Source organism: Chitinophaga sp. (genome assembly GCF_036569125.1).
In the GTDB taxonomy this organism is placed as follows: Bacteria; Bacteroidota; Bacteroidia; order Chitinophagales; family Chitinophagaceae; genus Chitinophaga.
This window is the reverse complement of sequence record NZ_DATCRF010000481.1, coordinates 1-11770: the sequence shown is the minus strand read 5'-3', so window position 1 is coordinate 11770 and position 11770 is coordinate 1. Positions and strand designations below refer to the sequence as shown.

General features: G+C 48.1%; 11 protein-coding genes. 3 read left to right on the top strand and 8 right to left on the bottom strand.

Annotated features, from left to right (window positions below):
• Position 1: 1 nt before the first annotated feature.
• Complete coding sequence (dinB, locus tag VIM87_RS17930; RefSeq protein WP_331998328.1) at positions 2-1213, bottom strand: DNA polymerase IV; 1212 nt, start codon at positions 1211-1213, stop codon at positions 2-4.
• A 317-nt stretch (positions 1214-1530) separates the two neighbouring features.
• Here dinB and VIM87_RS17925 point away from each other — a divergent pair, with 317 nt between their 5' ends.
• Positions 1531-2205 (top strand): SdpI family protein, encoded by a 675-nt coding sequence (locus VIM87_RS17925; protein ID WP_331998327.1) that lies wholly within the window; start codon positions 1531-1533, stop codon positions 2203-2205.
• Between the two features lie 74 nt (positions 2206-2279).
• On the opposite strand, the gene VIM87_RS17920 is transcribed toward VIM87_RS17925, so the two are convergent.
• Entirely contained in the window at positions 2280-2735 is a 456-nt protein-coding gene (locus VIM87_RS17920) for a hypothetical protein (protein WP_331998326.1), read from the bottom strand.
• A 141-nt stretch (positions 2736-2876) separates the two neighbouring features.
• On the opposite strand from VIM87_RS17920, the gene VIM87_RS17915 reads away from it, so the two are divergent.
• On the top strand, positions 2877-3629 hold the full coding sequence (locus VIM87_RS17915) for an XRE family transcriptional regulator (RefSeq protein WP_089917635.1): 753 nt from the start codon (positions 2877-2879) through the stop codon (positions 3627-3629).
• 404 nt (positions 3630-4033) lie between these two features.
• On the opposite strand, the gene VIM87_RS17910 is transcribed toward VIM87_RS17915, so the two are convergent.
• From VIM87_RS17910 to VIM87_RS17900, 3 genes are all read right to left on the bottom strand, one after another.
• A complete protein-coding gene (locus tag VIM87_RS17910) occupies positions 4034-4933 on the bottom strand; it encodes a histone deacetylase (RefSeq protein ID WP_331998325.1) in 900 nt (299 codons plus the stop codon).
• A 13-nt stretch (positions 4934-4946) separates the two neighbouring features.
• Positions 4947-5603, bottom strand: a complete 657-nt coding sequence (gene pdeM, locus VIM87_RS17905) for a ligase-associated DNA damage response endonuclease PdeM (RefSeq protein ID WP_331998324.1) — start codon at positions 5601-5603, stop codon at positions 4947-4949.
• Positions 5604-5786: 183 nt separating this feature from the next.
• Positions 5787-8240, bottom strand: coding sequence for a ligase-associated DNA damage response DEXH box helicase (locus tag VIM87_RS17900; RefSeq protein WP_331998323.1), 2454 nt, complete (start codon positions 8238-8240; stop codon positions 5787-5789).
• 63 nt (positions 8241-8303) lie between these two features.
• On the opposite strand from VIM87_RS17900, the gene VIM87_RS17895 reads away from it, so the two are divergent.
• Entirely contained in the window at positions 8304-9629 is a 1326-nt protein-coding gene (locus VIM87_RS17895; protein WP_331998322.1) for an NCS2 family permease, read from the top strand.
• A 101-nt stretch (positions 9630-9730) separates the two neighbouring features.
• Here the strand turns inward: VIM87_RS17895 and VIM87_RS17890 are convergent, their stop codons facing one another.
• The 3 genes from VIM87_RS17890 to VIM87_RS17880 form a co-directional block, all read right to left on the bottom strand.
• Positions 9731-10765, bottom strand: a complete 1035-nt coding sequence (locus VIM87_RS17890; protein ID WP_331998321.1) for an LD-carboxypeptidase — start codon at positions 10763-10765, stop codon at positions 9731-9733.
• Between the two features lie 29 nt (positions 10766-10794).
• Positions 10795-11190 carry an ester cyclase gene (locus VIM87_RS17885; protein WP_331998320.1) on the bottom strand — a complete coding sequence of 132 codons (396 nt, stop codon included), beginning with the start codon at positions 11188-11190 and terminating at the stop codon, positions 10795-10797.
• A gap of 54 nt (positions 11191-11244) precedes the next feature.
• On the bottom strand, positions 11245-11770 hold a 526-nt coding region (locus VIM87_RS17880), incomplete at its 5' end, for a hypothetical protein (protein WP_331998319.1).

Genomic DNA, 11770 nt, shown 5'->3' with positions numbered 1-11770 from the left:
CTCAGCGTTTTTGATAGGGCATTATATTTCGCAGATGGCTATCTGTTTTTTTACCGGGTGCTGCCACATTGGTGCCTTTCATTAAATATTGCCATCCAAAACGGTTTTTGATATGATCGATGGCCTGGTATAAGGCAATCATTTCCTGCGTATCATCAAATAAGCTGATCTGGTAATTGCCCTGTACCAGGTGGCTGAAACGTATGCCTATCAGGCGTACCAGCAGGCGGCGGTCGTACAGGCGCTGGAACAGCTCTTTTACTTTTTCCAGCAAAATATGATCGCTGCAGGTGTAGGGGATGGTCATTTGTTTGGTAACCGTTTCAAAATCGGAGTAACGGATCTTAATAGTTACGCAGCCGGTGAGCTTATCCTGTTGGCGCAGCTCAAAGGCTATTTTCTCGGTCATGCGCACCAGCTCTGCATGCAGGAATTGCATGTCAATGGTATCGGCCCGGAAAGTATTTTCTGTAGAAATAGATTTTTGTTCATGGTAAGGGATCACCGGCGATTCATCAATGCCATTGGCTTTATTCCAGAGGGCAATACCGTTTTTGCCCAGCCAGGCCTCCAGCAGGGGAATGGGTATTTCACTCAGAGTTTTTACATTTTCCACGCCGCGCCGGTGCAGCTGAGCGGCGGTTTCTTTGCCTACCATAGGCAGCTTTTCTACCGGCATAGGCGCCAGGAAGGCTTTTTCCCCGCCAAAAAGCACCTGCATTTTCCCGTTCGGTTTGGCTTCATTAGTGGCCACCTTGGATACCATTTTGTTAGAGGCCATGCCCAGGGAAATGGGCAGCCCGGATTCTTTCATGATCTTTTCACGCAGCTCAATGGTCCATTGCAGGGAGCCAAAGTATTTATCCATGCCGGTAAGGTCCAGGTAAAATTCGTCGATGGAGGATTTTTCATACAGGGGCGCATTGTTGGCAATGATCTCCGTTACCTCTTTTGATTTTTCACTGTAAGCTTCCATATCGCCGCTTAATACAATAGCGTGGGGGCAAAGCTTTAAGGCTGTTTTCATAGGCATGGCGGAGTGTATGCCAAACCGCCGTGCTTCGTAGCTGCAGGCAGCTACCACGGCCCGGTCGCTATGCCCGCCTACTAATAATGGTTTGCCCTTTAGGGTACTGTTCTTCTGCACCTCTACGGATACAAAAAAACAATCCAGGTCAAAATGCGCTATAGATCTTTGCTGTAAAGAGATCATTTCTTGTGTGCTTAATGCGGATGCCCGCTGAATGCTTAACGCCAAACGCTAAATGCTGAATGCTTATTAACCTATCGTTTAAGAAAGGCCTGATGCACTGGCAAATGCTAAATGCTAAATGCTAAACGCTTAAAGCCTTAAGCAGCGTTTAGCCTTCGGCATTCAGCATATACTCAAATGTACTAATATTTTTAGTAAAACTAACTTAATTAGCAATTCATTAACTAAACATATTTGGCCTGATTGGTGTAATATTTATAGTGAGGAGGGTGAAGGATTGAGGAAGCTGATCGGTAAACACTTAAATACGTTCTACCATGCAAAAGACGGCTGTTCCTAAAGAGTTATTGATCCTGTTATTGTTGTTATTACCTATGGCCTACCTGGGCATTATCTGGAATACATTGCCTGCGGTGCTCCCCAGTAATTTTGATGTAAATGGCGTGCCCCAGCGCGTGGGCAGCAAAACCGATTTCCTTTTGTTGATGATCTTTTTATTCCTGACCAACCTGCTTTTATACTTTCTATTCCGTTACCTGCCCGGTACGGATGAAGCAGGAGCGCTGCCGCAGCAAGTGGCGCATGATCAGCATTCCTATTACCAGATCCGCTTTATGATCCATATTTACCTGGCTGTTTTTACCGGTATCATCATATTTATGGTAAGCCGGGGCCTGCCATTTGTTATGGAACGCTGGACCTTTATAGGGGTAGGGCTCCTGATCGCCTTACTGGGCCTTTACCTGAAAAAGCTGCAGCCCAACTATTTTGTGGGGGTACGAACGCCCTGGACCTTAAAAAGCAGTGAGGTGTGGAAAAAAACGCATATCATGACCGGCAATTTATGGTTATATACGGGTATCGTGATCATTATAGCCGGCTTTTTCCTGGGGGTAGTTACCGGGGTTTTCATTCTCATTTTTGTAGGCGCTATACTGGCGGCCCTCCCTTACATTTATTCTTTCCGCTTATATAATGAAGATCAGGGCTAAATAAAAATGTGCAAATGAATAAACGCTTTGCCGCGTAATTCATTTGCACATCTGCATATTTACACATCTGCACATTAGAACCATCCTCTGCCCAGCGCAGCCCGGAAAGGCCATGGGATCAGAGCCAGTATCAGCAGTAATGCAATCCCAAAGAATATCAACGCAAATTTATGTTTCTGTGCATCGGTGCCGGCCTTCTTTACCTTGGAGCGGCCAATGTGTACCAGTACCAGCGCTATAAACGCCATAAAGGTATGCTCTACTGCAAAGAAGCGTAACACGCCGTCTTTCATAGCAGCGCCAAAATCGGCCCGGGCTGTTTGCATCAGCGGGCTGGTTACAAAGTACATGATCAACCCTACCAGGAACTGGATATCCAGGCTAATAGAAAAGAACAGGCTGGCTTTATTGTCAGCGGCAGCATAAGGTTTACCATTAATGCCCTGCAGCGCACGGATAAAGGCCCAGATACCGGTTAACAGGATGATCCATCTAAGTAAGGAGTGAATGATCAGCAGCGTGCTATTCATAATGTTATTGTTTTTTTGAGTTGGTATTTTTTCCAGGGGCAAAAATAAGTGAAGCCTTGGGAATAATATCCGGAAATATATTTGGTAATTACAAAAATTAATTGCTAAATTTGTTAGTAATGTACTAAATAATTTAGGGGTATGTCCATAGCGTGTCAAAATCTGAAATTCCTGCGTAAGCAAAAGGGATGGACCCAACAGGAATTTGCTGATAAATTAGGAATTAAACGTTCCTTGTTAGGAGCATATGAAGAGGAGCGGGCCGAACCACGCACAGAGGTGCTGGAGCTCGTGAGTGATATGTTCCGGGTATCTATTGATGATCTGTTGCGGCGGGACATTGGTTCCCAGAAGGAGAACTTCCTGGAAAAGCGACGGCAGCAGAAGCTCGGGAATAGCCGGCAGCAGGTTGAGTTTGTACCGGTAAAAGCGGCAGCAGGTTACCTGGCAGGGTATAACGATGATGAGTTCATTGAAGAGCTGAACACCTTTACGCTGCCAATGCTGGGCGCCGGTAACTACCGTGCTTTTGAAATAGCCGGTGATTCCATGCTGCCTACGCCATCCGGCTCCGTAATTGTGTGCCATAAGGTAGATGGCTGGGATGATATCAAGAACAATGAAACTTATGTGGTGGTAACCAACCGGGAAGGGATCGTGTATAAACGTTTGCTGAAGAGCAACCGTTCAAAAGGCAAGATCACCCTGGTGTCCGACAACCCGCAGTTTGAACCTTATTCAGTAGGTTATGAAGATGTGCTGGAGCTTTGGCAATCCGATGCGGTGATCAGCAAAACAGGCCAGCAAAGCCGCTTGAGCGTAAATCACCTGGCAGATATGGTGAGCCATTTACAGGACCAGGTAAGCCTGCTGAAGAAGAAGATCAAAGATTGATGATCGTATAAGGATATTTGTTTGATAATGTCAGTAAAGTAATTATTGCTTGTAAGTACAGCGGTTTGTATAATGCTGATATTATACAGTTGTTGGTCTGCTATAATGTGGCCAACTGTGCTTACATCCGATGAAATAGGATAGATGAAATAGGATAATATACGATGCTGATTAATATAAGTCCCATTTTGTTACCCCGTTATTCTAAAACCGAGATCCATCATGCCGTCCGTTGTCTAGCGGAGCGGCATCTTTTTTATCATCCTTTGTTTGATCGGTTACAGGTAAGAGGAAGTATAGTAGCGTATAATGACTATGAAATAATGCCAGCCTGTAATCATTACAAGTAGAGGAAGTACGCCAGCATAATAATTTTGTTGTGGCTTTGTTATGAACAGGCAACGTTAATCATAGATCTCCGCTGCAGCCCTGAAGGTATTGCAGTGTGCATTTACAATATCCTTTATGTTGGTAGAATAACCGCCGCCCATGGCCACTGCGCAGGGAATGCCATGTTGTTGCAGGAACGAGAAAACCATCTCATCCCGCTGCCGGCAGCCTTGAGGTGTTACTTTCAGTTTTCCGAATTTATCGGTTTCCAGGATATCTACCCCGGAAAGATAAAATACCAGGTCGGGCTGCACCCGGTTAATGAGTACAGGCAATGCGTTTTCCAGCAACTGTAAATAAGTGCCGGTATCTGTACCATCCTGCAAAGGAATATCCCAGTCAGAAACTTCTTTGTGAAAAGGGTAATTGCTCGCGCCATGCATGCTGAAGGTGAATACCTGCTCCTTACCCGCAAACAGCGCAGCAGAGCCGTTTCCCTGGTGTACATCCAGGTCAATGATAAGCGCTTGCTTTATTCTTTTCTGCTGCAACAGATAATTAGCGGCAATGGCAAAATCATTCAGCAGGCAAAAACCTTCGCCACGGTCTGCATAGGCATGATGGGTGCCGCCCGCTACATTGAGTGCAACGCCGTGCTGTAAAGCATGCAGCGCACAATCAATAGTACCCTGGCAAATAGTGATCTCCCGCTGAGTAAGCGCAGGCGATTGTGTAAAACCTATGCGGCGTTGTTCCCGGTCGCTAAGGGTTTGATGTTTGAGCTTATGCCAGTAGGCTGCATCGTGGGTAAGCAGAATGCTGGCTTCATCCAGCGGAGCGGGGGCAAAAATATGTGCGGGTGTGATCACGCCTTCCCTTAATAATTGTAAAGGGATCAGCTCATACTTATCCATCGGAAAGCGGTGGCCTTCCGGCAAAGGATGTACATAAATGTGATCATACGCTATAAGCATGCGGTTCCGGCTATTAGGCTACCGTTATTTTAAATATGCTGTTATTGGCTATGGCAAACACTACTTCATCTGTTTCCGGCGCCAGCATGGCCAGGCCGGTAAAACGCCCGAAAGCAGGAAGTATGCCGCAGCTTTTACCAAAATAAAAACAGGGCAGGCGTAAACGCTGCCGCCCGCCACCGGCAATGGCTACACCCGGGTGCAGGTGGCCGGAAAAAGTATAGGGGCCATGCTCATCTTCCGATTCACACGGTTCATGTATGAAATGAATGTTCTGCAAAGTGAGGGTATCATGCACGGTTATGTGCAGGCTGGCATACAGGTCGGCTGCCAGTATATCATGGTTACCTTTCACCAGCTCAAACCGGATGTGCGGGAATTGTTGCCGCCACAGGCGAAAGTACTGTACATCGTTATTCTCACTGCTATGGAACAGGTCGCCCACTACAATGATCTTTTCCGGATGGTAATGAGTAATGAGCTGCTGCAAACGGTACAGGTCTTCCTGTATAAGCCCTGCGGGCACCGCAATACCGGCCTTGCGAAAATGAGCCGATTTACCCAGGTGCAGATCAGAAAGGATCAGCGCCTTCTCTTCCAGCCAGTACAGGGCTTTTCCGGCTGATAAATGCCATGTTTGTTGTTGAAAATTAAATACCACTTCTTCCACAACGCGAAGATAATTATGAATTGTCAATTACGAAATGCGATCCCGCCAAAGCGGGATGTAGCCTGCCCCGCCAAGCGGGGAATGTCATTGAAAATAAATGATGGCTATGAATAATTACGGATTGATTCATGCAGATTATTGCTCCGGATATTTTAATCGCTGCATTTAATTCACATTCCTCCCTCACGCGTGTTTCAGCATTTTCTTTATCCGGTCTTCCAGCTTTTCACTCGTCAGCTGTTCCCGCAGGCTGTCTACCTTAATAGGGAAGCAGAAGGGTGTTAGCCGCGCAGGTTCTGTAATTACAATATGGCTGTTATAAATGCGCTCCATGGCTTCGCGCAGGCGGGCTTCTTCCATCTGGTAAAAGAAGGCTTCGTTAAAGGCCTGCCGCAGCAGCAGGTTATGCGCATCATAATCTTTGAACACATTGAACAGTAAAGAAGAAGATGACTGCAAATGCCTGCTGGTCTTATGCTTACCGGGATACCCCTGGAACACCAGCCCTGCTATTACTGCAATATCGCGGAACTTTCGGCGGGCCATTTCTGTTGAGTTTACACTGGCCGGCAGGTCAAGACTCAGGTTCTCCGGTGAGAACAGCTCATGTACATTGCCTTCATCCAGCGGTAAAGGCTGATCGCTCAGCAGCTCAAAGCCATAATCCGTCATAGCTATGGAAAAGGTGATGGGCTGCAGGCGGCTGATGCGGTAGGCCAGCAAAGCGGCCATTACTTCATGCACCAGGCGGCCTTCAAAAGGGTATACAAAAAGATGATACCCATCTTCCGTTTGGATCTTTTCTATCAGCAGCTGGTTGCTGGAAGGGATGTGGGATAGTTGCTCCTGCAGATCAAACAGCGGCTGCAGTATTTGCAGCTCCGGTTCACGGGAGGCGCCGGAGAGCGCTTCGTTAAAAGTGCGGCGTAATATTTCCCCCAGGTTGGCGGAAAGGGGCATGCGGCCGCCACCCCAGCTGGGTACAATGGCCCGTTTGGCTTTGGACTTGCGCACCAGCACCGTCATATCTTTGATCATCACAAATTCCAGGATGTAACCGCTGATGCTGAAAGTATCGCCTGGTGTAAGGCGGGCAATAAACCATTCTTCTATCATGCCAATATAACCGCCGCTCATAAACTTCACTTTCAGCATGGCATCGCTCACAATTACGCCTATATGCAGGCGGTGGCGCATGGCTATCATGCGGCTGCGGCAAATGTACAGGTCACCTTCGCGTTCCAGCTTGCGGAACTCGTCGTAGCTCTGTAAAGCTTCGCCGCCGGTAGTGAGGAAGGAAAGGATCCATTGCCAGTCTTCTGTTGTAATATGGCTGTAACAAAAAGTACCGGTTACCTCTTCCCAGATCTCATCTGCATAAAAACCGTCGGATACACCTAAGGTCATCAGGTATTGCAGCAGCACATCATAGGCCAGTATCACGGGCATGCGGCTTTCCACCAGCTCCTCTGCAATGGCGGCTTTCAGGGCAGCGGCTTCTACCAGCTCAAGTGAATGTGTGGGCAGGAAAAATATTTTACTCACAGCGCCCGGCTGGTGGCCGCTACGGCCGGCCCTTTGCAGAAAACGGGCCACGCCTTTGGGACTGCCCACCTGGATCACGGTATCTACCGGGCGAAAGTCTACGCCCAGGTCCAGGCTGGCCGTGCATACTACGGCTTTCAGCACACCGCTGTGCAGCGATTCCTCTACCCAGGTGCGCAGCTCCATATCAATAGAGCCATGGTGTAATGCAATGGCGCCTGCCAGGTCCGGGCATTGGCGCAGTATTTCCTGGTACCATATTTCAGATTGGGAGCGGGTATTGGTAAATATCAGCGTGGTGCGGCTTTCCAGGATAATGGGCAGTGCTTTCGGCAGCATGCGTATGCCCAGGTGACCGGCCCAGGGATATTTCTCAATTTCATCCGGCAGCACGCTTTCCAGGGCAATTTCTTTTTTAAGCTGTGCGCGAATGATCACCGCATCGGGGTCAGGGCGGCCCAGCAGCACCTCCATTGCTTCCTGCAAATTACCAATGGTGGCTGAAATGCCCCATACTTTCAGGGGTGGCCTGCCGGCCTTACGCACAATACCTTTCAGGCGGCTCAGGCCCAGTTCTACCATCACACCGCGTTTGCTGCCCAGCAGCTCATGCCATTCATCGGCTACTACGGTGTGCAGCGTGGAAAATAGGCCGGCATATTCTTTTTGCGCCATCAGCACATGAATACTTTCCGGTGTAATGATCAGGATCTCCGGCATCTGCTTTTTCTGCTTTGCCCGTGTAGCCGTGGGCGTATCGCCGTTGCGAATACCTACCTGCCAGGGCATGTTCAGCTCCTGCAGCACCTCTTCCATAGCCCGCCCAATGTCTTTGGCCAGCGCCCGCAAAGGCGTTATCCATAACATTTGTACGCCGTTCTTTGTTTTTTGCTGGTAAGTTTTGGGGTGACGGTCGATCCAGTCTATTACCACGCCCAGGAACAGGGAGAAAGTTTTACCGTAACCGGTAGGGGCATTTACTAATCCTGATCTGCCCTGCTGGTAAGCTTTCCAGGCTTCTTCCTGGAATGCAAAGGGCTTAAATTCTTTGGCAGCCAGCCAATCGTTGATCACTTTCCATCCTGCAGTCATATTTATGAAATTAGGATAAATAGGTGAGAAAAGTAAAGCGTTACTTTTCCCTATTTTTACTGCATGTTGTCAAAGTTTTTTCAGCTTGCTGCACACCAGACCACGGTAAAAAAGGAGATCCTGGCCGGGCTTACCACTTTCTCCACCATGGCCTATATACTGGCGGTGAATCCCGGCATCTTATCAGGTACCGGTATGGATTTCCAGGCGCTGATCACTGCTACGGCATTGTCGGCCGCCATTGGCACCCTGGTAATGGCCCTGTACGCCAAATTGCCTATAGGCGTGGCGCCCGGTATGGGACTGAATGCCTTTTTTGCCTATACCATTGTGGCCGGCATGGGCTACAGCTGGCAGTTTGCGCTAACCGCCGTTTTCCTGGAAGGACTTATTTTCATCGCCCTCTCCCTGTTCCGCATACGCGAAGCTATTATTAACAGCATACCGGAAAACCTGAAACATGCTATCTCCGTAGGGATTGGGTTACTGATCGCTTTAATAGGCATGGCTAATGCAGGCATTATTGAAACAGGTATGCATCATACCACCAACGGGCGTTTAGAAGGCGTGGTGCTGAAGATAGGCGACATTACCAGCGCTGGGCCATTCATTGCTTTAGCTGGGCTGATCGTAAGCGCGGTGCTGATGTACCGTAAAGTAAATGCTGCTTTGCTGATAGGCATACTGGCGGCTACTGTATTGGGTATTCCATTTGGCTTAACCCATTTCCCCGCAAACGGAAGGCTGATAGGTTTGCCGCCATCCCTGGCGCCCATTGCTTTTAAGCTGGAGTTTAACCGCATTTTTACCATGGATATGGTCGTGATCTTATTCACGCTGCTGATGGTGAACCTGTTTGATACCGTAGGCACCTTAATAGGTTTGTGTAACAAAGCCGGCCTGCTGGATAGCCAGGGCCGCCTGCCCCGCGCTAAACAGGCCTTGCTGGCCGATGCTGTTGGCACCACTGCTGCGGGTTTATTAGGCACCAGTGTAGTAACCGCTTATGTGGAAAGCGCCAGTGGTATTGCTGCCGGCGGGCGTACCGGTTTAACAGCGCTTACGGTAGCCATTATGTTCCTGCTGGCTTTATTTTTTGCACCCATCTTTGCCATGATACCGCAGGCCGCTACTGCACCGGCTTTGATCATTGTAGGTATGTTAATGATGAGCGCTGTAACTAAAATAGATTTTAATGATGTAACGGAAGCCATCCCCGCTTTTCTGGCTATAGTAATGATGCCTTATAGTTACAGCATTGCAGAAGGGATTGTATTTGGTATGCTGTCTTACGTGCTGCTGAAAATATTAACCGGCCAGTATAAAGCCATTAGCCCGGTTATGTATGTGCTGGCGGTATTGTTTATTGTGGCAATGCTGATTAAATAATGTGCAGATGTGCAAATATGCAGGTGTGCAGATGACAAACCCATATTCGCTGCATTGGACCTTTGCACCTTTGCATATTTGCATATTTGCATATCTGCACATCACCTCATTTCCGTCAGCTCCACTTTGTCTGCCTGCACGCTCAATTGATGCATCACGCCGCATTTCAGGGCATAGTTATTTCTTTGATGCCCTACCGGGAAATTAAAACAAACAGGGTAGGGAAGGGCTTTCACTTTTTCCAGCACCATGTCATAAACGGTTCGGCCAAACTCCTCACCCGGATCGTCCGGTTTAATACGGTTAAAGCCGCCAATGATCAGCCCTGCCAGGTTATCCAGCTTATGGGAGCGATGGAGGTTACCCAGCATACGGTCCAGGCTATAAAGGTATTCACCGGCATCTTCCAGGAACAATATTTTACCAATCGTATCTATTTCTGAATCGGTACCGGAGATGCTTTGCAGCATAGAAAGGTTACCGCCTACCAGTATGCCGCTGGCATTGCCGGTACGGTTCTTTGCATCTGCCGCTGCGCTATACTGCATAGGCATTCCCGTTAATGCCTGCTGAATAGAGAGGATGGTGTCCTGCACTTCTTTATCCGAAGCATTCAGATCATCCGGAAAGCTGTTACACATTTTGGAATGCAGTGTGGCAATGCCGTAGTGGCGGTTTATATGGCTATGCAGCACCGTAATATCACTAAAGCCTATCACCCATTTAGGATGTTCAGTGAACTTTGTAAAGTCCAGCGCATCTATGATCCTTGCGCAGCCATATCCTCCGCGGCCGCACATAATAGCCTGTATATCGCTGGCGTCCAGCATTGCTTGCAGGTCCTGCAGGCGTTCTGCATCTGTACCGCCAAAAGTAAAATCGCGCTTGCCTACCGTAGTACCGGTACGGATGTTAAAACCCCAGCTTTGTAAAATGCGTACCGCCGGTTGTATCTCTTCCAGGGTAATGGAACCGGCCGGGCAGGTAATGCCAATGGTATCGCCTGGTTTCAAATAAGGCGGTATCAATGGAGGAACAGGCGCTTTAAATATTGCTGCAGCACGTGCTAAATAACTGAGTGCAGGAATACCTATGCCGGTACTGATTAAGGAGGACAGGAAATACTTGCGGTTCATGGGGTTAATGTAGGAATTATTAGCCGTTTTTACTGAATATTCCTTAAAGACCAGTGTTCGGTGTATTGCCCGTTCCGTAGGCGGATGATGTCTATAATGTTCATGGTGATCTGCTGCCCGGTAGCGGGTTTGCCCATAAAATCGCCTACCTGTTTGCCGATGATAGCTTTGCGGGTTACTACGGTATCGCCTTCTGCTACCTGGTCATAGATCTCTACCCGTATATCCGTTACTGCTACGCGCAGCACATTCATTATAAAATTACTCACGCCTTCACGTCCGCTGGGCTGGTTCACACTGGCGGCAGTATGGTTAATAAAATCCGGCGCTACAATTTCTTCAAATGCCTGCAAGTTGCCCTGCTCAATAAATGCTTTGTTAAAGCGGGTTACGATCGCTTTATTCTTTTCCAGTTGTGTTTGCATTGTTTATTTTTTTTAAGCCCTGGCAGATCATTGAAAAACCTGCCAGGCCTGAGATTATAATGTGTGTATCAGCACTTTTGATTCCGGTAGAACGGGAACGTATACACGTTTGTTTTTAACATCCAGGTAAAAATCGGCGGGGCCGGCTATCACAGGCCAATCCAGCTTAGTAGCAGTTTTGCTGCGCAGGTCAATTTTTTCCAGGAAACCAGCCGGGTGGTCCAGCGCGCCCCAGTCAGAAACCAGCAGGGTATGGCCGTCAATCATTTCCAGGCCATCAAATCCGCCCCGTATATTCCCCACTTTTTCATATAAGGGTTTGCCCTGCTGCCAGCTGATCACGCCAATTTCGCCACCCCGTATATTATCGAACAGGAAGTTGCATGTGTACAGGCGCTTGCCTGCTTTATCATAACAAATACCGTTCGCGCCTTTCAGGTCAGCTGTTTCAGTGAGCTTCCCTGTTTTCAGATCAACCTCCACTATTTTACCAACATCAGTTAAAGAAACAAATAGAGTATGATCATCTTTCACTGTAAGGTCGTTGGCAAAAGAGGTGTGCGTGCTTGCCAGGCTGATC

Bases quoted from the DNA above. Each gene is read 5' to 3' on its own strand.
- dinB (WP_331998328.1), bottom strand. From the start codon at position 1,213: ATGATCTCTTTACAGCAAAGATCTATAGCGCATTTTGACCTGGATTGT.
- VIM87_RS17925 (WP_331998327.1), top strand. From the start codon at position 1,531: ATGCAAAAGACGGCTGTTCCTAAAGAGTTATTGATCCTGTTATTGTTG.
- VIM87_RS17920 (WP_331998326.1), bottom strand. From the start codon at position 2,735: ATGAATAGCACGCTGCTGATCATTCACTCCTTACTTAGATGGATCATC.
- VIM87_RS17915 (WP_089917635.1), top strand. From the start codon at position 2,877: ATGTCCATAGCGTGTCAAAATCTGAAATTCCTGCGTAAGCAAAAGGGA.
- VIM87_RS17910 (WP_331998325.1), bottom strand. From the start codon at position 4,933: ATGCTTATAGCGTATGATCACATTTATGTACATCCTTTGCCGGAAGGC.
- VIM87_RS17900 (WP_331998323.1), bottom strand. From the start codon at position 8,240: ATGACTGCAGGATGGAAAGTGATCAACGATTGGCTGGCTGCCAAAGAA.
- VIM87_RS17895 (WP_331998322.1), top strand. From the start codon at position 8,304: ATGTTGTCAAAGTTTTTTCAGCTTGCTGCACACCAGACCACGGTAAAA.
- VIM87_RS17890 (WP_331998321.1), bottom strand. From the start codon at position 10,765: ATGAACCGCAAGTATTTCCTGTCCTCCTTAATCAGTACCGGCATAGGT.
- VIM87_RS17885 (WP_331998320.1), bottom strand. From the start codon at position 11,190: ATGCAAACACAACTGGAAAAGAATAAAGCGATCGTAACCCGCTTTAAC.